22 protein-coding genes are annotated in these 23,405 nt (G+C 74.1%); 9 read left to right on the top strand and 13 right to left on the bottom strand.

From position 1 onward, the window contains the following. Window positions 1-18: 18 nt before the first annotated feature. A complete protein-coding gene (locus ACTWP5_RS26085; protein WP_443223570.1) occupies window positions 19-1,005 on the bottom strand; it encodes a phage baseplate protein in 987 nt (328 codons plus the stop codon). Window positions 1,006-1,322: 317 nt separating this feature from the next. Here ACTWP5_RS26085 and rdgB point away from each other — a divergent pair, with 317 nt between their 5' ends. Continuing rightward, complete coding sequence (rdgB, locus tag ACTWP5_RS26080; RefSeq protein ID WP_443223569.1) at window positions 1,323-1,937, top strand: RdgB/HAM1 family non-canonical purine NTP pyrophosphatase; 615 nt, start codon at window positions 1,323-1,325, stop codon at window positions 1,935-1,937. 76 nt (window positions 1,938-2,013) lie between these two features. Here the strand turns inward: rdgB and ACTWP5_RS26075 are convergent, their stop codons facing one another. The 4 genes from ACTWP5_RS26075 to ACTWP5_RS26060 are packed head-to-tail and all read right to left on the bottom strand — an operon-like array spanning window position 2,014 to window position 5,898. Next, window positions 2,014-3,156, bottom strand: coding sequence for a GDSL-type esterase/lipase family protein (locus ACTWP5_RS26075; protein WP_443223568.1), 1,143 nt, complete (start codon window positions 3,154-3,156; stop codon window positions 2,014-2,016). Between the two features lie 27 nt (window positions 3,157-3,183). Next, on the bottom strand, window positions 3,184-5,139 hold the full coding sequence (locus ACTWP5_RS26070; RefSeq protein ID WP_443223567.1) for an alpha/beta fold hydrolase: 1,956 nt from the start codon (window positions 5,137-5,139) through the stop codon (window positions 3,184-3,186). A 20-nt stretch (window positions 5,140-5,159) separates the two neighbouring features. Beyond that, entirely contained in the window at window positions 5,160-5,294 is a 135-nt protein-coding gene (locus ACTWP5_RS26065; protein ID WP_443223566.1) for a hypothetical protein, read from the bottom strand. Window positions 5,295-5,337: 43 nt separating this feature from the next. Beyond that, entirely contained in the window at window positions 5,338-5,898 is a 561-nt protein-coding gene (locus ACTWP5_RS26060; RefSeq protein WP_443223565.1) for a TetR/AcrR family transcriptional regulator, read from the bottom strand. A 182-nt stretch (window positions 5,899-6,080) separates the two neighbouring features. On the opposite strand from ACTWP5_RS26060, the gene ACTWP5_RS26055 reads away from it, so the two are divergent. The 5 genes from ACTWP5_RS26055 (at window position 6,081) to ACTWP5_RS26035 (ending at window position 13,900) form a co-directional block, all read left to right on the top strand. After that, entirely contained in the window at window positions 6,081-6,542 is a 462-nt protein-coding gene (locus tag ACTWP5_RS26055; protein ID WP_443223564.1) for a hypothetical protein, read from the top strand. 152 nt (window positions 6,543-6,694) lie between these two features. Further along, complete coding sequence (fxsT, locus tag ACTWP5_RS26050) at window positions 6,695-8,938, top strand: FxSxx-COOH system tetratricopeptide repeat protein (RefSeq protein ID WP_443223563.1); 2,244 nt, start codon at window positions 6,695-6,697, stop codon at window positions 8,936-8,938. Between the two features lie 283 nt (window positions 8,939-9,221). Then, window positions 9,222-10,436, top strand: coding sequence for a Cmx/CmrA family chloramphenicol efflux MFS transporter (locus ACTWP5_RS26045; RefSeq protein WP_443223562.1), 1,215 nt, complete (start codon window positions 9,222-9,224; stop codon window positions 10,434-10,436). A 57-nt stretch (window positions 10,437-10,493) separates the two neighbouring features. After that, window positions 10,494-10,850 carry a hypothetical protein gene (locus ACTWP5_RS26040; RefSeq protein ID WP_443223561.1) on the top strand — a complete coding sequence of 119 codons (357 nt, stop codon included), beginning with the start codon at window positions 10,494-10,496 and terminating at the stop codon, window positions 10,848-10,850. A 14-nt stretch (window positions 10,851-10,864) separates the two neighbouring features. Further along, window positions 10,865-13,900, top strand: a complete 3,036-nt coding sequence (locus ACTWP5_RS26035) for an NACHT domain-containing protein (protein ID WP_443223560.1) — start codon at window positions 10,865-10,867, stop codon at window positions 13,898-13,900. 33 nt (window positions 13,901-13,933) lie between these two features. On the opposite strand, the gene ACTWP5_RS26030 is transcribed toward ACTWP5_RS26035, so the two are convergent. Together ACTWP5_RS26030 and ACTWP5_RS26025 are read right to left on the bottom strand one after the other, a co-directional pair. Further along, on the bottom strand, window positions 13,934-14,152 hold the full coding sequence (locus ACTWP5_RS26030; RefSeq protein WP_443223559.1) for a hypothetical protein: 219 nt from the start codon (window positions 14,150-14,152) through the stop codon (window positions 13,934-13,936). Window positions 14,153-14,194: 42 nt separating this feature from the next. Next, on the bottom strand, window positions 14,195-14,596 hold the full coding sequence (locus tag ACTWP5_RS26025; protein ID WP_443223558.1) for a DUF7848 domain-containing protein: 402 nt from the start codon (window positions 14,594-14,596) through the stop codon (window positions 14,195-14,197). A gap of 363 nt (window positions 14,597-14,959) precedes the next feature. On the opposite strand from ACTWP5_RS26025, the gene ACTWP5_RS26020 reads away from it, so the two are divergent. Next, window positions 14,960-16,306 carry a tetratricopeptide repeat protein gene (locus ACTWP5_RS26020; RefSeq protein WP_443223557.1) on the top strand — a complete coding sequence of 449 codons (1,347 nt, stop codon included), beginning with the start codon at window positions 14,960-14,962 and terminating at the stop codon, window positions 16,304-16,306. A 35-nt stretch (window positions 16,307-16,341) separates the two neighbouring features. Here ACTWP5_RS26020 and ACTWP5_RS26015 read toward each other — a convergent pair whose 3' ends face one another. The 5 genes from ACTWP5_RS26015 to bcp form a co-directional block, all read right to left on the bottom strand. Continuing rightward, window positions 16,342-16,728, bottom strand: coding sequence for a VOC family protein (locus ACTWP5_RS26015; protein WP_443223556.1), 387 nt, complete (start codon window positions 16,726-16,728; stop codon window positions 16,342-16,344). A 25-nt stretch (window positions 16,729-16,753) separates the two neighbouring features. Beyond that, complete coding sequence (locus ACTWP5_RS26010) at window positions 16,754-17,434, bottom strand: class F sortase (protein ID WP_443223555.1); 681 nt, start codon at window positions 17,432-17,434, stop codon at window positions 16,754-16,756. A 16-nt stretch (window positions 17,435-17,450) separates the two neighbouring features. Beyond that, on the bottom strand, window positions 17,451-18,197 hold the full coding sequence (locus tag ACTWP5_RS26005) for a hypothetical protein (RefSeq protein ID WP_443223554.1): 747 nt from the start codon (window positions 18,195-18,197) through the stop codon (window positions 17,451-17,453). A gap of 146 nt (window positions 18,198-18,343) precedes the next feature. Next, window positions 18,344-19,123: an HAD-IIA family hydrolase gene (locus tag ACTWP5_RS26000; RefSeq protein ID WP_443223553.1), complete on the bottom strand. Its 780-nt coding sequence runs from the start codon at window positions 19,121-19,123 to the stop codon at window positions 18,344-18,346. Window positions 19,124-19,152: 29 nt separating this feature from the next. Then, complete coding sequence (gene bcp, locus ACTWP5_RS25995; RefSeq protein ID WP_443223552.1) at window positions 19,153-19,623, bottom strand: thioredoxin-dependent thiol peroxidase; 471 nt, start codon at window positions 19,621-19,623, stop codon at window positions 19,153-19,155. A gap of 198 nt (window positions 19,624-19,821) precedes the next feature. On the opposite strand from bcp, the gene ACTWP5_RS25990 reads away from it, so the two are divergent. Together ACTWP5_RS25990 and ACTWP5_RS25985 are read left to right on the top strand one after the other, a co-directional pair. After that, window positions 19,822-20,157 carry a DUF3618 domain-containing protein gene (locus tag ACTWP5_RS25990; protein ID WP_443223551.1) on the top strand — a complete coding sequence of 112 codons (336 nt, stop codon included), beginning with the start codon at window positions 19,822-19,824 and terminating at the stop codon, window positions 20,155-20,157. 169 nt (window positions 20,158-20,326) lie between these two features. Beyond that, window positions 20,327-20,629, top strand: coding sequence for a GroES family chaperonin (locus ACTWP5_RS25985; protein WP_443223603.1), 303 nt, complete (start codon window positions 20,327-20,329; stop codon window positions 20,627-20,629). 34 nt (window positions 20,630-20,663) lie between these two features. Here the strand turns inward: ACTWP5_RS25985 and ACTWP5_RS25980 are convergent, their stop codons facing one another. After that, window positions 20,664-23,135, bottom strand: a complete 2,472-nt coding sequence (locus tag ACTWP5_RS25980; protein ID WP_443223550.1) for a transglycosylase domain-containing protein — start codon at window positions 23,133-23,135, stop codon at window positions 20,664-20,666. Window positions 23,136-23,405 lie beyond the last annotated feature (270 nt).

Raw genomic sequence — 23,405 nt, 5'->3', positions numbered from 1 at the left:
CGGGCAGCCGGCTCCCGCCTACACGAGGGCGTTCTTGTAGAAGAGGTTGGACCGGCGGTCCCCGGACTCGCCCGAGGCGAACCCGAGGAAGAGCCGCGGCTCGCCGGCCGCCGTCCGGTAGATCGCCAGGCCCTCCGGCTCGCGGAAGGTCAGGGTCCTGCCGGCCTCGGTGCGGAACGGCCCCTGCACGACGCGGCCGGTGTTCAGGTCGACGGTGGTCAGCTCGGCGTTGCCCGGCGGGGGGTTGTCGTCCGAGTACGCGTTGCCCGTCAGGTAGTACAGGTACTGGCCGTAGGCGGTGTACCCCTGCGCCGTGCCGGGGACGGACGGCATCCGGAAGTCCGCGAGCCGCTGGGAGAAGTCCCCGGCGGCGGCCCGCGCCAGGTCGTAGACGGCGATGTGCTTGCCGACACCGCTCACGTGGTACCGGACGACCAGGCGGTTGTGGACGGGGTCGACGGAGCAGGTGTGCTCGCTGGCCTCCGCGACCGGGTGGTACTTCGTCAGGGAGGTGGAGGAGGCGCTGAGCGTCGTGCCCGCGGCGTACCGGAAGCGGGCCAGCCGCCGGCCGTAGCCGTTGGCGTTCGCGTCCACCTCCGTCCACAGGTACGTCGCCGAGCCCACCCCCTGCGCGGCGAAGCCGACGCCGTGGCCGAAGCCCGTCAGGTGCATGTGGCCGATCCGCGTGCCGTCGAAGGCGAGCTGGTTGACGCACAGGTGCCCCAGCGTGCCGTCGTAGCCGCTGCGCAGCTGGGCGACGAAGAGCCGCCGGTTGACGTTGTCGAAGCTGAAGCTCTGCTGGACGGTGCCCTCGTGGAGGTCCTTGTGGCGGAAGAGGTCGTAGGAGGGTTCGGTCAGGTCGAACCGCGCCGAGGCGGGCACGGCCGCCGCCGCGCGGCCCGCTCCCCACCACCCGCCGACGGCCGCCGCGGCGGCGGCCCCGCCGCCCAGCGCCAGCACGCTCCGCCGGTCCAACCGCCCACGGTGCCGGGCCTGTCCGTCCATGCGTGTTCCCTCCTCCGACGGGAGCCGGAACCGCTCCCCACGCCTGCCTACCCGCGGGTGCGCGGCAGACGCGCCGGCGAGGTGACGTGTTCACGCCGTGTCGGGGCGCGGCGCCCGCGCCGAGCGGCGGGTCAGCCAGGGACCCCACCCCGCGGTGCGCGTCGACGCGTGCTCCTTCCGGGCCACTCCCGCCCCCGGGCGGTGACGATCACGGCGTCCCGGGATTCCGTCGCCGCGTGTCGCGGGTGGGCGCGGGGGAGGGGGGACGGAGACCCGGGGTGCCCGGGTGGGGCGGCCGGTGCGTGAGAATCGGTGGCATGCAGCGTCTCGTCCTCGCCACCCGCAACGCCCACAAGATCGCCGAACTCCGCGCCATCCTCGTCGAGGCCGGGCTCGACGGCGTCGAACTCGTCGGCGCCGACGCGGTGCCGGGCGCCCCCGACGTCGCCGAGACCGGCGTCACCTTCGCGGAGAACGCCCTGCTCAAGGCGCACGCCCTCGCCCAGGCCAGCGGCCTGCCCGCCGTCGCCGACGACTCCGGCCTCTGCGTGGACGTGCTCGGCGGCGCCCCCGGCATCTTCTCCGCCCGCTGGGCGGGTCGGCACGGCGACGACCGCGCCAACCTGGAGCTGCTGCTGGCCCAGCTCGCCGACGTCCCCGAGCAGCACCGCGCCGCCCACTTCGCCTGCGCCGCGGCCCTCGCCCTGCCCGACGGCACCGAGCACGTCACCGAGGGCCGGCTGCGCGGCACGCTCCGCCACACCCCGGCGGGCGGCGGCGGCTTCGGCTACGACCCGATCCTCCAGCCGGACGGCGAGACCCGCACCTGCGCCGAACTCAGCGCCGAGGAGAAGAACGCCATCAGCCACCGGGGCCGCGCGTTCCGCGCCCTCGCCCCCCGCGTCGTCGAGGTGGTGGCGCCGGCGGGCTGAACGCCGAGCGAGAGCGAGGGCCGGGGGTGGGGGAGGGCGAGGGGGAGCGGGCCCGCTCCCGACCGGCGCCGCCCGGTCAGAGCCTGAGCGTGGCGAGGTCCACGGCCCCGGCCATGGCGCGGGCGCCGGCGTCGTTGAGGTGCATGCCGTCACCGCTGTCGAACTCGGGACGGATCAGGTCCGGGTCCTCCGCGCTCTCCACCGCCCGCGCCGAGTCGAACACGGCGTCGAAGACCTCCGTGCCGGGGCCCCGCAGCCACGCGTTGACCTCGCGGCGCGCCGCCAGACCCTCCGGCGTGCTGACGCCCGGATAGATCGCGCCCCCGAACGGCCCGACCGTCCCGACCAGCACCCGCAGCCCGGCTCCGCGCACCCGCCCGGCCAGCTCGGTGAAGCCGGCGACCAGGTCCTGGGCCGACGCCGGGGGCAGCCCCACCGTGCCGGGCAGCCCCAGGTCGTTGATGCCGAGGTGCACCAGCACGTGCGTCGCCCCGGGCACCGTCAGCGCGTCCCGCGTGAGCCGCGCCAGGCCGGCCTCGCCCACCTCCTCGGTGAGGAGCCGGTTGCCCGCGATGCCCTCGTTGACCACCCAGCCGCGCGGCAGCCGCTCGTTGAGCGCGTCCACGGAGCGCCGGTTGGCGCCGAGCGTCGTCCCCACCCCCTCGAACCAGGAGTCGCCGAACGCCACCGCGATCGCCGTCCCCTCCGGCGCCAGCACGTCCACGCCGGTCACGTAGAACCGGGAGGGAACCTCCTCCGCCTCGGGCAGCTCCGCGTCGCCCACCCGGTCCCCGTCCGCCACGTGACTCAGCTCGATCGGATGGTGGGAGTACGTCGCGAGCTCGGTCTCGCCGGGCAGGAACAGGCTCAACGCCAGCTCCGTGCCGGCCTCGACCGGCAGCGCCACCGGATCGCTGACCACCTCGCCACCCGCTGGTATCGTCACCCGGCCCTCGCCGTCGAACCGCAACCCGTGACGCGTCTCCGGCACGATCGCGTCCCCCGCCTTCCGGACCGCGACCCCCGCGGCGCCCACCGCGAGGGGTGCGCGGCCGTACCGGTTGGTGAGCCGGACCCGCAGCCGCTCACCGCCACCGGCCAGGCGCAGCGCCTGCCGCACCGTCTGGCCGGCGAACCCGCGCGGCTCCGCCAGCCTGATCTCCTCGAAGGGGCTGATCACCCCGGACCGGAACCCGGCCACCCACTGCTTCCCCGCCATCTCCCCGCTCCTTCACCGCTCGCGACGTCACCGTTCAACTGACAGCTCGCGTCCGGGCATTCCCGCGCCCTCGGCGGGGCCGACCGCCGTCAGCGCGCGGGCGAGGGCGTCGGGGTGCGTGAGCTGCGGGTAGTGGCCCGCCCCCTCGATCAGCGTCACCTCCGGGACCGGGACCGGGGGCGGGGCCGGGGCCGGGGCGCGGTCGCGGCCGGCCGCCGAGCGGACGTCCGCCGCGCCCGCCACGCACGTCACGGGCACGCGCACGCGCGGCAGCAGCGCCAGCGCCTCGCGCGCGTCGGCGGCGACGGCGCGCAGCGCCGCCACGGTGCGACGCGCGACGCCCGGCCGCCCCAGGTGCGCGGCGGCGCTCGCCAGCTCGGGCCCGTACGGGACCCCGAGCCGCGCGGCCAGGCGACCCGGCGCCATCCGGCGCAGCACGGCCGCCGTCCCGGGCGGCAGCCGCCACCACGGCGTGCCCGGCGCCAGGAACGGCGGCGCGACCAACACCAGCGCGGCGAGGCGTTCGGGGTGCGAGGCGGCGAAGCGCAGCGCCGGCAGGCAGGCCGCCGAGTGCGCCACCAGCACGGGCCGGCTCGCGACCGGCCGCATCAGCTCCGCGAGCCAGCGTCCGCGCGACCCCACCTCGCCGTCGGTGCTCGACCCGCCGTCGGTGGCCGCCTCGCGCGGCAGCGGCGCGGAGCGTCCGAGGCCCGGCAGGTCGGCGACGAGGACGGGCGCCGCCAGGCGGCGGACCGTCGGCGCCCACGAGTCGGCGTCCAGGGGAAGGCCGTGGAGCAGCACGTAGGCGGGCCGCTCCGTCTCCCCTCCGACCCAGGTCCGGGCACCCGCGACCGGCCGGAAGCCGCCGTGCCACGGCGGCGCGGCGGCCTCGTCCCGCTCTCCGAACCGCGCGGCGACCAGCCCGTCCACCCAGCGGCCGAGCGCGGCGCCGAGCGGCGGCGGGGACAGCCCGGCGCGCTGGGCGAACGCGCGGGCCGTGCCCGTCGGATAGCGGTCGGTCGACAGGAACGGCAGCGTCTCGGGGTCGGCACCCGTGAGGGCGCGGGGCAGCGCCCTGACCAGCCCGACGGGCACGGTGCCGCGCGGCGCCCGGACCCCGAGGTGCCGCGCCAGCGTCCGCATGAGCTCGGGCAGCGGTGGGGTCTCGTCGTCGAGGATCCAGTACGAGCGGCCCGCCGTGTGCGGGTGCTCCGGCAGGGCCGCCAGGAAGCGTGCCAGGTGGTCGGCGGCGACGACGGGAACGAACGTCTCGGCGTTGCCCGGCACCAGGGGGAGCCGCCCGCGCCACAGGGCCTCCACGATGCCGGCCAGCCCCAGGTACTGGCCGGGGCCGATGACGGTGCTGGGGTTCGCGACGGTGAGTGGGACGTCGAGCGCGTCGGCCTGGGCGCGCACCGCCGCGTCGGCTTCGAGCTTCGACGCCTCGTAGGCGCCGAGGCGGCGGTAGTCGGGGTCGCGGCCCTGGTCGGCCGCCACCCGGTAGCCGCTGACGTGGACCAGCCGGCGCAGGTGTCTCAGGCACGCGGCCCAGCGCACGACGCGGACGGCGCCGTGCACGTTGACGGCTCGCGCCTCGGCGGCGCCGAGGCCGAACGCGTAGCGGGCGGCGGTGTTGTAGACGTCGCGGACGTCGGCGAGGTGGTCCATGCGCATGTCGTCGTACAGGCCGAGGCCGGGCCGGGTGACGTCCACGGGGACGACGGTCAGCCCGGTGGTGTCGACGCCCTGCGCGGCGAGCCGGCGGCGTATCCGGTCCCCGGCGTCGCCGCCCTTTCCGCCGCCCTTTCCGCCGCCCTTTCCGCCGCCGTCCGTGCCGCCGCTGCCGCCGGCGCGGACGGCGGCGGCCACGCGACGCCCCTGCCGCAGCAACTCGCCGGTCAGCGCCCCGCCGAGGAAGCCGCCCGCCCCGAACACCACGCTGTCGGGCCGGCTTTCGACCGGTCCGACCCCGTTTCCCACCACGTTCGTCCCCTCTCTCTTCCTCACTGCTTTCTCTGCTGCTCTTCCTCGTCCTGCTTGTCCTCGGCCCGGTTCTGGTTCCTGGTGCCGGGCGCTTGTTTGCTGGCCGGCTTCGAGCCGCCTTCAGCTTGGGCTCGAATAACTAAACCGGTCTGCATATTTTCAGGACGTGCGGACGCGCTCGCGCACGCCCGCCGTTGCTCACACCAACGCGGCCACCGACCGCGCCACCGCGTCCAGCGGCGCGCGGTCCCGGTGGGCCCGTGCCAGCAGCAGGGCGCCCTCGACCATCGCCAGCACCGTCAACGCCGTGCCCGCCGGATCGGGGCGGCCCTCGGCCGCCAGTCGGTCCCGCAAGGTGCCCTCCCACGCGGCGTACACCCGTGAACACACCTGCTGGAGCGCGTCGTTGTCCGCCGCCGTCTCCAGTGCGACCGTCGCCACCGGGCAGCCCTTGCGCCAGCCCGACCCCGTCAGCCGTTCGCCCAGCGCGTCGAGCAGTCGCGCCACGCCCTCGGCGAGGCTGGGCGCGTCGGCGAGCAGGTCCTCCATCAGGCGCCCGATCTCCGCGCCGGCGCGGGTGAGGCTCTCCGCGACCAACTCGTCCTTGCCGCCCGGGAAGTGGAAGTACAGCGATCCGCGGGGTGCCCCGCTCGCCTTCAGTACCTGGGCCAGGCCCGTGCCGAAGTACCCGCCGCCCTCCACCAGGTCCCGCGTCGCGTCGATCATCCGCGCGCGGGTTCGTTCGCCCTTCTCGCCCATGCCGACAGACAGTAGACCGGTCAGCATATTTTTTCCAGTCGGTGTTCGGACGGTGTCGGGCGGGGTGGTCGCGTCGGGGCGGTCGTGGGACGTCGACACGACACGGGTGTCGCACCCCGGGTATACGGTCGGAAGGACTGACACGGTGTCCGCGTGACTCCTCGGGGGTGGTGGCGTTGGGCGTGGAGCTGGCGGTCGGGTATCTCTTCGCGTGGCTCGTGCAGAAGTTCGGCCGCGTCGCGGCCCCGGCGGACGAGGCGGTGGACCGGGGCATCGACACCGCCATGGAGCGGCTGCACGAGCTCGTGCGCGGAAGGCTCGGCGAGGATCCCGCGCTGGAGCGCGCGGAGGAGGAGGCCGAGGCCGGGCAGAGCGAGCCGTCGGCCCGCACGCGCCAGCGCCTGGAGCTGGCCATCGAGGACGCGGCGGAGCACGACGCCGACTTCGCCGAGGCGCTCCGGGACGCCGTGGCCGCGCTCCGAGCCCACGCCGACGGCGCGGGCGCCGCCGCCCCGGCCGTGGCCGCCGAGACGGCCGTCGGCGGACACGTGGACATACGGGCCGACCACGGGTCGGCGGCGGCGTGGCGCATGGGGGACGTGAGCGTCGGAAACCCTCCCTCGCCGGGCCCGCGGCAGGACTGAGCGGACCCGGAGCCTCCCACCGTCCCCACCCACACCCGCGTCCCGACACCTCCCACCGTCCGGACACTCCTCACCGTCCCGACGCCCACCAGCGTTCGCCCGCCCACGCGCACGCCGAACACCACAGCGTCGCCGTCGGCCACGCCGAGCAGGTGATCCTCCCGCCCGCGACCCCACGCCACGGCCCGACCGCCGTCTCCTGGCCGCACCAGGTCGGCGTCATCCCGCCCCGCGCCCGCGCGTTCCAGCACCGGGCCCTGGTCAACGAGGTCCGCGAGGCCGTCGCCGGCGGCGGCACGGCCGTGCTCGGCCAGGTCCTGGCCGGCGGAGGAGGCGTCGGCAAGACACAGCTCGCCGCCGACTACGCCCGCACCGCCCTGCGGACCGGCGCCGTCGACCTGCTGGTGTGGATCACCGCCGCCAGCCGCGCCGCCGTCGTCGCCGGGTACGCGCAGGCCGGCGTCGAGGTGCTGCGCGCGGACCCGCGCGACCCCGAGCGCGCGGCACGGGCGTTCCTGGCATGGCTCGAACCCAAACCGACGCCCGACCACACGCCGCCCCGCTGGCTCGTGGTGCTCGACGACGTCGCCGACCCCGCCGACCTGCGCGGCCTGTGGCCCCCCGCCCACCCCGACGGCCGCACCCTGGCCACCACGCGGCGCCGCGACGCCGCACTGGTGGGGGAGGGGCGGCGGCTGGTGGACGTCGGCCTGTTCACCCCGTCCGAGGCGACGGCCTACCTCGCGGGAGCCCTCACCGCCCACGGCCGCCACGAGCCGCCCGAGGAGCTCGCCGCCCTCGCCACCGCCCTGGGCCACCTGCCGCTGGCCCTCTCCCAGGCCGCCGCGTACCTCGTCGACGCGGCACTCGACTGCGCCACCTACCGCCGCCTCCTCGCCGACCAGACCAGCCGCCTGGCCGACCTGCTGCCCGACCCCGCCGCCCTGCCCGACGACCAGAGCGCCACCGTCGCCGCCGCCTGGTCCCTGTCGGTCGACCGCGCCGACCAGCTCCGCCCGGCCGGCCTGGCCCGCCCCATGCTCCAACTCGCCGCCATGCTCGACGCCAACGGCATCCCCGCCGCCGTGCTGACCAGCCCACCCGCCCTGGCCCACCTGGCGGCCGGCGTCCCGGCCGGCGTCCTGGGCGCCCCGGACCGCCCCGTGACCGAGCCCCAGGCCGTCGGTGCCCTCCGCGCCCTCCACCGTCTGAGCCTCGTCGACCACCAGCCCGACGTCTCCCACCAGGCCGTCCGCGTCCACCAGCTCATCCAGCGCACCGTTCGCGACGCCATGCCGCGCGCCGCGCACGACGCCCTCGCCCGCACCGCCGCCGACGCACTCATGGCCGCCTGGCCCGCGATCGACCGCGACACCGACCTCGCCCGCGCGCTGCGCGCCAACGCGATGGCCCTCGCCCACCACGCCGAGGACGCCCTCTGGCGGCCGGGCACCCATTCCGTCCTCTTTCGCATCGGCACCCGGCTCGGCGAGAGTGGCCAGGTCACGGCCGCCGTCGCCCACTTCCGCCGGCTCGCGGACACCGCCCACGGCCGCCTCGGCCCCGACCACACCACCACCCTCTCCGCCCGCCACAACCTCGCCTACTACCGAGGCGAGGCCGGCGAACCGGGCGCCGCCGACGCCTTCGCCGAACTTCTCGTTGACCGGGTGCGCGTGCTGGGCCCCGACCACCCCGACACCTTGACCACCCGTCACGAACTTGCCTACCGACGCGGCCGGGCCGGCGACGCCGTCGGCGCCGTCGCCGCCCTCGCCGAGGTCCTCGCCGACAAGGAACGAATCCTGGGCGCCGACCACCCCGACACCCTCACCGTGCGCCACAACCTCGCCCACTACCGTGGCGTGGCCGGCGACGTCACCAGAGCCGTCGACGCCTTCGCCGAACTGCTCGCCACCCGGGAGTACCTCCACGGACCCGACCACCCCGAGACCCTCAAGGCCCGCAGCAGCCTCATACGGTGGCGTGCCCAGTCGGGCGACGTGGACGGCGCCCTCGCCGCGCTGACCCACCTCCTCGCCGACCGCGAGCGGGTCCTGGGCGCCGACCACCCCCACACGTTGACCACCCGCCACAACCTCGCCCACTGGCGCGGCCGGGCCGGCGACGCGGCGGGCGCCGCCGCCGCCTTCGCCGCGCTCCTCCCCGACCGCGTGCGCGTCCAGGGCCCCGACCACCCCGACACCCTGGTCACCCGCCACGAGGCCGCCCGCTGGCGCGGCCACGCGGGCGACGCGCCCGGCGCCGCCGCCGAGCTCGTGACGGTCCTCGCCGACCACGAACGCGTCCTCGGCCCCGATCACCCCTCCACACAACGGACGCGCACCAGCCTCGACTACTGGCAGGCCGCCGCACAGCCGAAGGACACGGCCTAGCGCCCAGCGAGGGACGTCGCGGCGCCACCGCGCCCGAAACCAGGTGCGTCACGCCTGCCCGGGCGTGTACCGTGCCGGCCATGTCGAGCCCCGAGGCGTCCAGGGTGGGGGTTGCCGGTCCCGCCGTCAGCCCCCGACACCACTGACTCCGTTCGTGCCGCACCCCGCCGCGCCGCGCGGCCTGCCGGGTGCGCTCCCGGGCCTCTTCTCCGGTTCTCCCGGGGTGCTGACCGCGGTGACGAGATGACTTCCCCCGTCTTTCTCCTCACCCCGGAGCCACTCGATGCCTCTCCCGCTCCCCCTCTACCTGCTCGCCGTGGCGGTCTTCGCCATGGGCACCTCGGAGTTCATGCTCGCCGGCCTGCTGCCGGACATCGCCGCCGACCTCGGCGTCACCGTCGGCACGGCCGGCACCCTCACCTCGGCCTTCGCGCTCGGCATGGTCGTCGGCGCCCCGCTGATGGCCGCCCTCGCCCGCACCTGGCCGCCGCGTTCCAGCCTCCTCGCCTTCCTCCTCGTCTTCCTGGCGGCCCACGTCGCGGGCGCCGTCACGACGAGCTTCCCCGTCCTGTTCGCGACCCGCGTCCTCGCGGCCGTCGCCAACGCCGGCTTCCTCGCCGTCGCCCTGACGACCGCGGCCACCCTCGTCCCGTCCGACCGGAAGGGACGCGCCCTCGCCGTGCTGCTGTCCGGCACGACCGTCGCCACGGTCGTCGGCGTGCCCGGCGGCTCCGTCCTCGGCACGCTGCTGGGCTGGCGCGCCACGTTCTGGGCCGTCGCCGTCCTCTGCCTGCCGGCGGCGGTCGGCGTCCTCCGAGGCATCCCGGCCCGCGCCTCCGCCGCCCCGGCCCGCTCTTCCGTCGTCGCGACCGAGGCGGGACGCGGCACCGCCCTCCTGCCCGAACTCGCCCAGCTCAGGCGCCCCCGCCTCCTCCTCGCCATGCTGCTCGGCGCCCTGGTGAACGCCGCGACCTTCGGCAGCTTCACTTTCCTCGCCCCCGTCGTGACCGACACCGCCGGGCTCGACGAGCTGTGGGTCTCCGTCGCGCTGGTCCTCTTCGGCCTCGGCTCGTTCGTCGGCATCACCGCCGCCGGACGGCTGGCCGACCGGCGTCCCGGCCTGGTCGTGGCGGCCGGCGGCCCGCCGCTGCTGGTCGGCTGGATCGCGATGGCCGTGTTCGCCGAACACCCGGCCGTCCTCCTCGCCCTCACCTTCGCCCAGGGCGCGCTGTCCTTCGCGGTGGGCGCCACGCTGATCACGCGCGTCCTCTACGAGGCGGCCGACGCCCCCACCATGGCCGGCTCCTACGCGACCGCCGCCCTCAACGTCGGAGCCGTCGTCGGCCCCCTCACCGCCGGCGCCACCCTCGACACGACGCTGGGCGACGTCGGCCCGATGACGGCGAGCGCCGCGCTCGTCGCCCTCGCCCTGCTTGTGCTGCTCGCGCTGGTCGTGCCGGCCCGTCGCGGCACCGTGACGACGACGGCGACCGGATGACGACCGGATGAGGTGAACGGGCCCCGTGGGCGTGTCCGGCCGGGAACAATGAGCGACATGAGGAGTGGCTGGGCCAGGATCGCCGTCATCGCCGGGTCGATCGTTCTGTTAGGCGCGATGGCCGTCACGTGGGTCGTCGCCGACCTGGAGACGGCCGGCTGGATCGCGAGCGTCGTCGGAGCCGTCGTGGGGGTCGGCGGGCTGGCGTTCGCCCTGCTCGGCGGTGGCGGAGGTTCCCCGTCGTTGGGCGTGCGCCGCACCGGCAACGCCACGGCCACGGACGGTGGGCGGGCCAACACCGGGATCAGAGCCCCGGGCGCCAGCCCGCCCACCCGGGCCCACGTCACGCACAGCGGCGACGCGCGGGCGGACGGCCAGGGCAGCGACGCCAACAGCGGCATCGACCTGACGTAGGCGGGGGCGGAGACATGGCGTTCGACCGAAAACGGATCACGGCACAGCGGACCGGCGACGCCGACGCGAGCGAGGGCGGGTTCGCCAACAGCGGCGTGATGAACGTCGAACAGCTCGTCCTCGTCATCCAGGCCGCGAACGAACCAACCGCCGTCACCCCCGAGCAGGCGGCGGAAGCGCTGCGGGCCTACGCCCGCCGCGTGCGGGAGGCGTACGGCCGCCTCGACATCGAGGTGCTGACACCCCTGTCCGACCAGGGCGAACACGACGTCGTCGAGCTGAAGGAGGTCTTCGTCGCCCCCGGCGTCCGGGCGGACCCGCCACCTGTCGCCCTGCCGAAGGAACTCGAACGACGCCTGGCCGAACGCGGCGAACTCCCCCTGGACGGCACCCTCCCGCCGGGCGTCGACGCCGAACAGCTCGAACGCGCCCGCGACGCGACCCAACGGCCGGTGGAGCCCGTCCTCGACGTCCTCGGCGACGAGCAACGCCCCCGCTTGGTGCTCCTCGGCGACCCGGGCGCCGGCAAGTCGACGCTCGCCCGCTACCTGGCGCTGACCCTGACCGGGGCCATCCACGACGGGGTACCGGAAGCACTCCGGGGCCGCCTCCCGCTCGTCGTCGAGCTGCGCCGCTACGCCCAGGCGGAGTGGCGGGAGGCGACGTTCGAGCGCTTCCTTGAGCACCTGCACGAGACGGAGGGACTGTCGGTACCGGGCCGCGTCCTGGCGCCTCTCCTCGCAGAGGGCCGGGCTCTGGTCATCTTCGACGGCCTGGACGAGCTGTTCGACCCGCAGGTCCGCAACCGGGTCGCCCACCGCGTCGCCGCCTTCGCCTGCAAGTACCCCGGCGTCCGAGTCGTGGTCACCTCCCGACAGATCGGCTACCAGCGTGGGGTGCTGGCCGGCGCCGAGTTCGGCCACTACATGCTCCAGGACCTGACCGAGAAGCAGATCGGCGAGTTCGCGCAACGCTGGTACGCCAACGCGTGCCCGGGCAACGCCGAACTCGCCGAGATCCTGGTCCGTCGCATCACGGACGCGGTCACCACCTCACGCTCGGTCCGCGAACTCGCGGGAAACCCGCTGCTGCTGACCATCCTCGCGATCATCGGCCGCCGCCAAACGCTGCCCCGGGACCGGCAGGGCGTCTACGAGCACGCGGTGACCGTGCTCGTCGCCCACTGGGACCGGGACGCCAAGCACCTGCGGGCGGCAGGCGGTCCCGATGTGCGGGAGGTGCTGGACCACCTCGACGCGGCAGACCGGCTGGAACTGCTGCGCCTGCTGGCCCGGCGCATGCAGAACGGCGAGGACGGCATCGCCGGGAATCATATTCACGCGAAGGAACTGGAGGACGTCCTCCGCGACTACTTCCGGCAGTACGACCTGCCGCCGCTCCGCGTTCAGGCCGCCGCCAGGGCGATGGTTCAGCAATTGCGGGAGCGGAACTTCATCCTCAGCCACTACGGGGGTGGCGTCTACGGATTCGTCCACCGGACGTTCCTGGAGTACCTGGCCGCCTCGGACATCGTCCACCGCTTCAAGGACGAGCGCGAATGGACCCCCGAGGAACTCGTTCACGACGTGTTCGGCCACCGCGCGACGGACCCGGCCTGGCACGAGGTGCTGCTGCTGATCATTGGCCAGCTCAGTCCGCGCGATGCCGCTTTGGCCATCGACCACCTTGTCGATCTTCATCGGAGCCGTAGCGACCAGGTGATGCTCGTGCTGGCGATCAGGGCGCTGGCGGAGGTTCGGAAGATCGGAGCACTCACCCGCGAGAGCGAGAACATCATCGACGCATTGACCCACCATCTCACTCACAGACGCGAACCGTCGGCTTGGGTTTCCTCGGAGGTAGCGCCAGCACTTGCGACGTTCAGTAACCACTGGGTGGGGCGGCGTCGCCTCCTCCGCTGGTTTCACCTCCACGGACACTTCGTTTCTCGCCTACCTCACTTGGCCATGGCCGAGCTCGCGACCATCTTGTACCACAAACGGGGAACACTGACTGCGTTGGTCGTTCACGCCCCCACAACGTCAGCGCGGGGACTCGCATTGCGGTTGCTGGCTGAACGTTGGGGCAAGGGGATTGCTCAGGTGTTTGAGGAGGGTGGGGAGGGCGATCTGGGGCCAGGCGTGCGTGAGGCGGCGCTGCGCTGGTTGACGGAGCATTTGCGTGAAGGGCTGTCACTGTCGCCTGAGGAAGCTGCGATGTTGGACATGTGGACTGATACTTCGGGTGGTGAGGAGCGGGTGTTGTTGGAGGAGCGTGCGGTGGGTGATCCGGAGCCGGGTCCGCGTGCTGCGGCGTTGGGCTTGTTGGCTTTGCGTTGGGGTGGCGAGGTGCGGGTGTTGTTGGAGGAGCGTGCGGTGGGTGATCCGGAGCCGGGTCCGCGTGCTGCGGCGTTGGAAGGGTTGGCTGCGTGGCTGTATGAGGTGGGGGAACTGCTTGAGGAGCGTGCGGTGGGTGATCCGGATCCCGGTCCGCGTGCTGCGGCGTTGGGCTTGTTGGCTAGGCGTCGGGGTGGCGAGGTACGGGTGTTGTTGGAGGAGCGTGCGGTGGGTGATCCGGATCCGGGTCCGCGTGCTGCGGCGTTGGAAGGGTTGGCTGCACGGTGGCCGGATGGAGTGCGGGAGTTGCTTGAACGGCGTGCGGTGGTTGATCCGGATCCGGAGCCGCGTGCGAAGGCTTTGGAGTGGCTGCTTCGGCGCTGGCCGGAGGAGACGCGCCGACTGCTTCGGGAGCGTGCCGTCAACGACCCCGATGCCGAGCTGCGGCTCAACGCCCTGCGGTCCTGGGTCGTCGCCTCGGATGACGCTGAGGGCGCCGAGCTGCTGAAGCAGCGGATGCGGGAGGACCCGAGCGGCACCGTGCGGGCCGGGGCCGCGTGGACGGTGGCGTTCTGGTGGTATCGCGACGAGCCGATGCTCGACGTGTTGCGGGGGATGGCCCGGGACGACGTCGAGGAGGGCGTGCGCGAGCAGGTGACGGCCGCGTTGGCGGCGGCCCGCGCCATGCGTGAGCAGGCCGACCACGAGCCGTGACCGGCCGCCTGCACGCGCCGCCCGGTCGGCAGCTCACTCGTGGGGCGGCACGCACCGTATGAGGGCGCGGCAGAGGGAGCCCTGTCCCTTGCAGTGCCAGCACGCGTGTGCGGCGGCGACGCCGTGGGCCCGGCCCGAGGCGGGCAGGTACAGCGTCTCGCGGTACTCCACGCGTTGGCCGCCGCAGGCGTGGCACTGCGGGTGGGGGCCTGGGCAGTCGGTCGCAGGGGCGTTGTCGGCTGGATTCGTCACCGCGAACCCTTCGTCTCCGTGGGGGTGTGCGCGTCCACGGTGTCACATGGCGGCCGTTCGCTTACACCCCTTGCGTCGGTCGAATACGCGTCCAGCCCAGGTCAGGACACGGTGCGTCCACGGGACGCGGCGGCGCGTGCGCGCGTGAGCGGCAGGCGCGCGGGACGGGCGTGGCCGGCCCGGCGCCACGGGGACCGTCACGGCCACGGGAACGGGCTCGACGCTCCAGTGGCGCTGGGTCGTGGCCAGAAACCGGCCGTGCTCGGGGCCGTTGTCCTCGCGGTGGCCGATGGCCCAGAGGGCGACCGGGCGGTGGTCGTTCTGCGACCACGGAGAATGGGCGCCGCACGCGACGCACGCCACCCCGTAGTACCTTTCCGGCGCCTGGGGCGTTCGTTCGGCGCTCAATTCCCAACGCGCGCCCCTCAGAATCGTGTGGGTCACAGCCAACCACCGCCTTTTGCCCGCGCGTTGGCCTCACTCTGCGCATTCGCTGCCCTGACCCTTTCGCGCAGCAGTTCGGAAAGGCTGGGGTCTTCGTTCTCCTGTTGTTCGGACCGGGGTGGGGGGTCCTCGCGTGGCTCGGTCTGTTCGGCACTCGGTGTCGTTCGACGGGTCGGGAGGTGCGGGCTACGATGCCCCATGTTGACGCTCCGTTGTCGCGTTGACTGGGGTCCCGACTTCCGTGGCTGGGTGGCGGGACCCCACTTCCCTTTTCTCAGGTAACGGCGCGGTCAACGCGTTCGGGTACGGTGGCGAAAACCCCGGTGTTTTGGAGACTTTGACACCCGAGGAGTTGAGGGTCTGTTGGCCAAGCGAGAGCGCGAGCCGAACGAGGCACTGCGGCGGCTGTACCAGGAAACCGGCTGGACGCTCCGGCAGTTCGTCCAAGCGGTGAACCGCCTCGGCGCGGAGGAGGGTATTCCGCTGCGATACCGCGAGTGTTCGGCCTACGAATGGATTCACGGCAATCTGCCGAGAGCGCCGGTCAGGCCCTTGGTCGCCGAGGCGATCGCCCGCAGGCTCGGCCGGCCGATCTCCCAGGCCGAGGCCGGTTTTCCTCCCGTCTCGACCGCGTCGAACGCCCGTCCGAGTACGGTGGAAGGGTTGCTCGACCTCGGGAGGGACGACATGGACCCGTCGCGCCGTGGTGTTCTCGGAGTGAGCCTGTTCTCGGTCGCCCTCACGGTGCCCGACTGGCCCGACGTGGTGGGGCGTATGGAGGCCGTTCGGACGGGGCGTGGCCGGCGGATCGGCATGGGGGATGTGGAGACGGTCATCGCCATGACCGAGCGCATCTCCGAACTCGACGACCAGTTCGGCGGCCGTCACGCACGTCCCATGGCGGCCTCGTTCCTCGTGAACACCGTGGCGCCGTACCTCAGGGCCGACGGCCCGGACGCGGTACGGAGGGCGATGCTGTCAGCGGCCTCCGACTTGTGCTATCTCGCGGGATACATGGCGGTCGACGAAGGGCTCAACGGCCTGGCCCAGCAGTACTACCTGAAGGCACTGGAGCTCGCGGGCGCGGCCGACGACCACCTCACGTACTGCACGACGCTGCGCGGCATGAGCGTTCAGGCGGTGGACCTCGGGCACGGCGCGGACGCCATGCGCCTGGCTGACGCCGCCGCTGCCGCGTCACCGAAGGCCGGCCCGCGCATGCGGGCCTTCCTCGCCGGGCAGCAGGCGCACGCCGCCGCGAAGACCGGGGACCGGGGGCGAGCGATGGGGCATCTGCGGGAAGCGGAGCGGGCCATGGAGAACGCCGAGTCCCGCGAGACGGCGTTCGGCTCCTACGATCCGGCCGCGCTGCACTACCACATCAGCCGCGTCCACCAGGAGTTGGGCGATTTCCCCGGTGCCGTGAGGGCCCTGACCGAGTCCGACCGGCTGTGCTACGACGTCTACCGCCGCACGCGGGTGCGCAAGCGCACCATCCTCGCCGAGTACCAGCTCCGTGTCGGGCACCTCGAAGCCGCCTGTGGGACCTGGCACGCCGCGCTCGACGAGTATCCGCAGGTGCAGTCGGGGCGGGTGGACGAGCGGATGCGGGCGATGGTGGGGCTGCTTCGGCCGCATCGGCGGAACCGGGCCGCGCGGGAGCTCGCCGAGCGGGCGCGGGACGTGCTGCCGGTGGCCCTGACGGCGTAGCCGACAGGGCCGAGGGGCGTGGCCGGGGCGCTCGGTCAGCCGTGGCCGGCGTACGGCCGGGTGATGAGCTCCATGACGTGGCCGGCCGGGTCCTGGAAGTACACCCCTCTGCCGCCGTCGTTGTGGTTGATCCTGCCCGGCTGCTGGAGGAACGGGTCGGCGTAGTACGTGATCCCGGCGTCCTGGATGCGGGCGAACGACGCGGTGAACTCGTCCTCCGAGACGAGGAACGCGTAGTGCTGGATCGAGATCTCGTCGTCGGGTGTGTCCATGAAATCGAGGGCCACGCCGTTGCTCATCGTGACCGGGATGAACGGGCCCCACTGGGCGGCGGTCTTCAGGCCGAGGATCCCCGCGAGGAACTCGGCGGACTCCCGTTTGTCCCGGGCTTCGACGATCGTGTGGTTCAGCTCAACTGGCATACGGAACATTCTCCGCTTGACGCGATCACCCGCCAACACCGCCACTCCCGACGGCACCCGTGAGGTGGGCGGAGACGACGACGTTCGCCGAGTACGCGTCACGGGCCTGGTCGTAGTCGCCGCCGCAGGTGATCAGGCGCAGCTCGGCCGCGCCCTGCTCGCGCGGGCCGTAGACGTACGTGGCGTCGAAGTCGGCGTGGTCGATCAGCTCGACCTCGTCCACGGCGAACGTGGCCTCGCTGCCGTCGGAACGGGTGACGTGGACGGTGTCGCCGGGTTCGAGGGAGCCGAGGTCGTAGAAGACGGCCGGCTCGGTGGCGGTGTCGACGTGGCCGACGAGGACGGCGGCGCCCGACGCGCCCGGCGTCGGGCCGTCGGCGTACCAGCCCACGGCCTGCGGGGCGTCGAACGGCGGGGGCTCGACGCCGCCGTTCGCGTCGATGCCGCGCGCCATCACCTCGGCCCGCACGCCGATGGCGGGGATCGTGAGGCGCTCGGGCGCGGCGTCGCCCGCCAGCGGCTTCGCGAGCGCCGCCGTGGCGCCCTCGCCCGTCACCTCACCGCCGCCCACACCGGCGCCGACGCCGGCGCCGCGCACGTCGTCAGCGCCGCCCGGCGGCTGGCCGCTGGTGAGGTGGACGCCCCACGCCCACAGGCCCAGCAGCAGCACCGTCCACGTCACCCAGGAGACCAGCCGCCCACCCACGCCGCGTGACGCCCCCTCACGGCCGCCGCGCCCGGCGCACCCGACGCCGCCGTACGGCCAGCGCCGTCGCCGAGGAGACCAGCAGGCCCGAGGCCAGCGCGAGCCCCGCCGGGCCGACGCCCATCACCGCGTCGCTGGCGCTCTCCCCGGTGGCCGTGCCGCCGCCGCCCGCCTCGACGGGGGCGTCGGGCGTCGCGCCCTTCCCGTGCTCGCCGGGCTGCTCGGGGCCGGCCGGCGGCTCGTGCCCACCGGGCTGACCCGGCTGACCGGGCTGTCCCGGCTGCTCGGGCTGGGCGGGGGGCGCGGGCGGTGCGGGGTGGGTCGGCGGGTAGGTGGGGTGGTGGGTGGGGTCAGGCACCGTGCCGTGCCCGCCGCCGTCCGCCGCCACCGTGAGACGGCCGGAGAACCGCACGTCCTCGCCGTCGCACGACACCTCGACGGGGTACTCGCCCGGCTCGGCCGTCGAACTCACCCGGGCCTCGCCGAACAGGCCACCCGTGCCGTCCGGCGACGGCGCGAGCGTTACCTCGACGACGAAGACCTCGGAGCGGGCGAAGCCGTGACGGTCCTCGCAGCCCTCGACCCACACCTCCACCTCGTCGCCGGCATGGATGCTCGTCGGCGTCACCTCGACCGAGCCGGGCGCCGAGCCGGACACAGAGCCGGAACGGGCCGTGCCGACCTCGGTGTCGGGGCCGTCGGCCGCCGCCGTGGCGGTGAGGGCGACGAACGCGGCGCAGGCGGCGACGAACAGGGGCTTCATGAGCGGACCTCCGGGAGACCACCGGGCACATCTCCGGTTCGGTATCTCCCAAGGTCGCCGCGCGCCGGGTGCGCCGCACGCGCAGCGCACCCGGACGGGTCAGGCCCGGACCCGGGCCCCGACTCGGGCGCGGACCCGGGCGAGCGTCACACGAGGTCGACCAGGTCCGCGATCGAGTCGACCACCGTGATCGGCCGGAACGGGTACCGGTCGACCTCGTCCCGCTGGGTCACCCCCGTGAGCACCAGGAACGTCTCCATGCCGGCCTCCAGCCCGGCCAGCACGTCCGTGTCCATCCGGTCCCCGATCATCGCGCTCGTCTCCGAGTGCGCGCCGATCAGGTTCAGCCCGGTCCGCATCATCAGCGGGTTCGGCTTGCCCACGAAGTACGGGTCCCGGCCCGTGGCCTTCGTCAGCAGCGCCGCGACCGAACCCGTGGCCGGCAGGGCGCCCTCCGTCGACGGACCCGTCGGGTCCGGGTTCGTGGCGATGAAACGGGCGCCGCCGTTGATCAGGCGGATCGCCTTCGTCAACGCCTCGAAGCTGTACTGCCGCGTCTCGCCCAGCACCACGTAGTCCGGGTCGACGTCGGACAGGACGTACCCGACCTCGTGCAGCGCCGTCGTCAGGCCCGACTCGCCGATCACGAACGCCGTGCCGCCGGGGCGCTGGTCGTGCAGGAACTGCGCCGTGGCCAGCGCCGACGTCCAGATCGCCTCCGCCGGCACGTCCAGGCCCATGCGCGCCAGGCGGGCCCGCAGGTCCCGCCGGGTGTAGATCGAGTTGTTCGTCAGGACGAGGAACGGCTTGCCCGAGTCCCGCAGGCGCCTCAGGAAACGGTCCGCCCCCGGGACGGGCACGCCCTCGTGGATGAGGACGCCGTCCATGTCGGTCAGCCAGGACTCGATCGGCTTACGGTCGGACATCAGCGGCCCGCCCCCTTCCGCGCTCGCGCTCACAGGCCCAGGTCGCGGATGAGCTTGGCCACGTGCCCGGTCGCCTTCACGTTGTACAGGGCCTGCGTGACCCTGCCGTCCTCGTCGACGATGACCGTCGAGCGGATGACGCCCGTGACCTTCTTCCCGTACATCGTCTTCTCGCCGAAGGCGCCGTACGCGGTCAGCACCGCCTTGTCCGTGTCACCGACCAGCGTGACCTTCAGGTTCTCCTTCTCGCGGAACTTCGCCAGCTTCTCCGGCTTGTCCGGCGAGACACCGATCACCTCGTACCCGGCGCCGGCCAGCACCGCCAGGTTGTCCGTGAAGTCACAGGCCTGCTTCGTGCAGCCCGGGGTCAGCGCCGCCGGGTAGAAGTACACGATCACCTTCCGGCCCCGGTGGTCGGCGAGGGAGACCGGCCGGCCGTCGGCGTCGGGCAGGGTGAAGGCGGGTGCTTCGTCACCGGGCTCCAGGCGCGTCGTGCTCATCTGACTCTCCTCGACTCTCCTCCGGGTGGTGTCATGCGGCACCCAGCCTAAACGGGGGATACGACACGCGCCGCGCCCGTGAAGCTGACAGACTGTGGAGCGGTGAGCAAGCACGGGCCGGGCACGCCGAGCACGCCACGCACGGCGGGCGGGACGGGCGGCCGGGTCAGAGGTACCGAACGGACGGAGGGGCCACGCGTGGCGGAAGCAGCCAGGACGCCAGAGGAGATCGAGGCACGCATCGCCCGGCGGCGTAAGGACCTCGCCGTGACCCTGGACGAGATCGCCGTCCGGGTCCACCCGAGAACGATCATGGGCGACGCCCGCGCGCGGGCCATGGAGGTCAGGGACCGCACGGTGGAGCGGGTGACCGGCGGCGTGCGCGACCAGTTCGTGACGCCCGAGGGCGCGGTGCGGCTGGAGCGGGTCGTGCCGGTCGCGCTCGTGGCGGCGGCGGCCGTCGGGCTGCTGGTGCTCTCCTCCCGTTCCTCCTCCCGCCCCTCGTCCCGTGGCTGCGGCCGGCGGCGGTCGTAGCCGGCCGTGGAGCGCGGCCGATGGTCGCGACCGATGGTCGCGGCCGGCGCGCGGCACGCGTGGGGCATGCCACGCGGGGCTGTAGCCATCCGCTAGCCCCGCTGGCCCGATCCTGAGATACGGTCGTCACGTGAGTTCGCAACCCACCCACGACAAGCTGCCCATCCGGATGCTGCACGACCGGGTGCTGGTCAGGGCCGACACCGCCGAGGGCGAGCGCCGCTCCTCCGGTGGCATCGTCATCCCCGCGACGGCCCAGGTCGGGCGTCGCCTCGACTGGGCCGAGGTCGTGGCCGTGGGGCAGAACGTGCGCACCGTCGAGCCCGGCGACCGCGTGCTCTACGACCCCGAGGACCGTGCCGAGGTCGAGGTGCGCGGGGTGTCGTACGTGCTGATGCGCGAGCGGGACCTGCACGCGGTGGCCGCCGAGCGCCTCCAGGACACCGACGGCTCCACCGGCCTCTACCTCTAGCCGCCCCAGCCCGCCCCACCCGCCCCTGGGCGCGTCACGCGTCGGGCCGCAGGGGCGGCGGCAGCAACGAGCCGCCGGACCCCGGCGCCGGCGTCGCCGGGGTGGACCCCCCGTCCCCGCCCCCCGACGGCGGCACCGCCTCCTGCCCGCCCGAGGACCCACCCCCACCCGGCGCGTCCGGCCACGGCAGGGACGGCACCGACGGCGGCGGCACGGACGTGGACGACGACGGGGGAGGCGACGCCGACCCCGCGTCGGGCGGCACCGCCCCACCCCCCTCACCCGAACCCGGCCCCGCGCCACCCGTGAACCCGTCCCCGGGGTCGTTCTCCCGCGCCTCCCCGCCCGGCAGCTCCCGCTGACCCTCCCCCCGCGCCCGCTGCTCCTCCCGCTCCTCCTCCCGGCGCTCCCGCGCCCGGTCCCCGTCCCCGTCCCCGTGCCTGTCACCGTCGCCCTCCGGCAGCGGGCCGCGCAGCTCGAACTCCGTCACCGGCTGCCACGCCAACGCCCGCGTCATGTACTGCGCCCAGATCCGCGCCGGAAACCCCCCGCCGTTCAGCCGCTCCAGCCCCGCCGCCCCGTACAGGCTGCGCTGCTCACCCGTCACCGGATCCTGGCCGAAGACCGCCACCACCGTGGACAGCTCGGGCGTGTACCCGGCGAACCACGCCGCCCGGTCGTCCTCCGCCGTGCCCGTCTTGCCCGCCGCCGGCCGCCCCAGCGCCGAGGCCGCCATCCCCGTGCCCTCCTCGACGACCCTGCGCAGCAGCGCCGTCGTGCCGTCCGCAGCCTCCCGCGACAGCACCCGCTCGCCCTCGGCGGAACCCCCCGAGGACGAGGTCGAGGACGAGGGCACCTCGGGCAGCGGCAGCTCCCTGCCCCCCACGGTCACCTCCTCCACCAGCACCACCTCGCGCCGCACGCCGTGCGCCGCGAGCGTCGCGTACGCCCGCGCCAGGTCCAGCGTGCTCGGCGTCGCCGTGCCCAACGAGATCGACGCCTCCGCCCCCGCCAGCCCCGGCGTGTCCTCCGGGATGCCCACCGCCACCGCCGTCTCCCGCACCCGGTCCACCCCCACGTCCACGCCCAGCTGCGCGAAGACCGCGTTGACGGAGGAGTTCATCGCCTCCGCGACGGTGACCTCGCCGTAGTCCTCCTCACCCTCGTTCTCCGGCGCCCACCCCGTGCCCCGCCCCTCGGCGGAGAGGACCTCCCGCCCGCTGTCCCCGTCGTAGACCGTGTCCGGTCCGACGCGCTCCCCCTGAAGCGTCCGCGCGCCGTGCTCCAGCGCGGCGGCGTAGACGAACGGCTTGAACGTGGACGCCGCCTGGTAGTCGCGGCGCGTCGCGTTGTTCACGTACTCCGTCGTGTAGTCGCGCCCCCCGTACATCGCGACGACCCTGCCCGTCGCGACGTCCACGGACGACGCGCCGACCCGCACGTAGCCGTCCTCCGGCCGCTCGCCCGGCTCCAGCAACTCCAGCAGCTGCTCCTCCACCGCCCGCGTCAACGCCGCCTGCCGCCCGGGATCGATCGTGGTCGTCACGCGCAGCCCGCCGCGCGCCAGCTGCTGCTCGTCCACGACGCCCGTGCTCAGCAGGTACTCCTCGACCGCCTCCACGAGGTACCCGCGCTGACCCGACAGGTCGGCGGGTGGGGCGACCGGCAGCGGGTCGGGGAAGCGGAGCGTGGCGCGTTCGGCCGCGCTCAGCCAGCCCTGCTCGACCATGCCGTCGAGCACGTACTCCCAGCGGGCCACCGCTGCCGGGCGGTTGTCGGGACTCGCGCCCACGTCGTAGACGCTCGGCGCGTTCAGCAGCGCCGCCAGGTAGGCGCCCTCGGCCGTGGTCAGCTGCGACGCCTCCTTGCCGTAGTACGCGTGCGCGGCGGCCTGGATGCCGTAGGCGTTGCGGCCGAAGTAACTCGTGTTGAGGTAGCCCTCCAGGATCTCGTCCTTGCTGACCTCCTGACCGAGCCGCACCGCGATGAACAGCTCCCGCACCTTCCGACTGAGCGTCTGCTCCTGGTCGAGGTAGTAGTTCTTCACGTACTGCTGCGTGATGGTGGAGCCCGACTGGGTCCCCTCGCCGCGCAGCATGTTCCACGCGGCGCGCACCATCGCCGCCAGGTCCACCTCGGCCGAGTCGTAGAAGTCGCGGTCCTCGGCGGCCAGCACCGCCTCCCGCACGGTGCGCGGCACCTGGTCCAGCGGGATGTTCTCGCGGTTCACCGGGCCGACGCGGGCCAGCTGGGAGCCGTCGGAGTAGAGGAAGACGTTGCCCTGGGCGGCGGCGGCGGACTTCGGCTCGGGGATGTCGACCAGCAGGTATCCGGCCAGGACCAGGCCACAGGCCGTCGTGAAGCCGGCGAGCGCGCCGAGGAGGACCGTGCGGCGCGTGGGCAGGAAACGCCACCGCCCGCGCCGCGACGGGCCACGCCCCGACGACCCGCCGCCCAGCGACGGCTCCCGTTCCCAGGCTCCTCCTTCCCACCTTCCTCCTTCCAACGGCCCTCCTCCCAACGGCCCACCACGGGCGGCCCGGCCCCGCCGCTGCGAGGGCCAGGTCGACAGCCGGCTCGACGGCCCTACGGCGCTACGCGGTCGTGTCACGGCACGACCTTGCCGGACACGGACAAGCCGCGTCCGCTCGGAGCACCGGCCAGGGCCCGGCTGTCCCCCGAACGGCGGTCGCCCGCCGGCCCCGGCCCAGCGGGGACAATGCACTCAGGACCGAGAGCGACCAGGACGGCGGGACGGCGTACGGCGGGACGGCGG

This window comes from Streptomyces sp. 4N509B (assembly GCF_052245655.1).
Lineage (GTDB): Bacteria > Actinomycetota > Actinomycetes > Streptomycetales > Streptomycetaceae > Streptomyces.
This window is presented reverse-complemented; position numbering and strand designations above follow the sequence as displayed.

Excerpts from the sequence above, each read along its gene's own strand:
- ACTWP5_RS26005 (WP_443223554.1), bottom strand. The coding sequence starts at position 18,197 with ATGAAGCCCCTGTTCGTCGCCGCCTGCGCCGCGTTCGTCGCCCTCACC.
- ACTWP5_RS25985 (WP_443223603.1), top strand. The coding sequence starts at position 20,327 with ATGCTGCACGACCGGGTGCTGGTCAGGGCCGACACCGCCGAGGGCGAG.
- ACTWP5_RS26015 (WP_443223556.1), bottom strand. The coding sequence starts at position 16,728 with ATGCCAGTTGAGCTGAACCACACGATCGTCGAAGCCCGGGACAAACGG.
- ACTWP5_RS26000 (WP_443223553.1), bottom strand. The coding sequence starts at position 19,123 with ATGTCCGACCGTAAGCCGATCGAGTCCTGGCTGACCGACATGGACGGC.
- ACTWP5_RS26075 (WP_443223568.1), bottom strand. The coding sequence starts at position 3,156 with ATGGCGGGGAAGCAGTGGGTGGCCGGGTTCCGGTCCGGGGTGATCAGC.
- rdgB (WP_443223569.1), top strand. The coding sequence starts at position 1,323 with ATGCAGCGTCTCGTCCTCGCCACCCGCAACGCCCACAAGATCGCCGAA.
- bcp (WP_443223552.1), bottom strand. The coding sequence starts at position 19,623 with ATGAGCACGACGCGCCTGGAGCCCGGTGACGAAGCACCCGCCTTCACC.
- ACTWP5_RS26065 (WP_443223566.1), bottom strand. The coding sequence starts at position 5,294 with ATGCAGACCGGTTTAGTTATTCGAGCCCAAGCTGAAGGCGGCTCGAAG.
- ACTWP5_RS26085 (WP_443223570.1), bottom strand. The coding sequence starts at position 1,005 with ATGGACGGACAGGCCCGGCACCGTGGGCGGTTGGACCGGCGGAGCGTG.
- ACTWP5_RS26045 (WP_443223562.1), top strand. The coding sequence starts at position 9,222 with ATGCCTCTCCCGCTCCCCCTCTACCTGCTCGCCGTGGCGGTCTTCGCC.
- ACTWP5_RS26060 (WP_443223565.1), bottom strand. The coding sequence starts at position 5,898 with ATGGGCGAGAAGGGCGAACGAACCCGCGCGCGGATGATCGACGCGACG.
- ACTWP5_RS26040 (WP_443223561.1), top strand. The coding sequence starts at position 10,494 with ATGAGGAGTGGCTGGGCCAGGATCGCCGTCATCGCCGGGTCGATCGTT.
- ACTWP5_RS26035 (WP_443223560.1), top strand. The coding sequence starts at position 10,865 with ATGGCGTTCGACCGAAAACGGATCACGGCACAGCGGACCGGCGACGCC.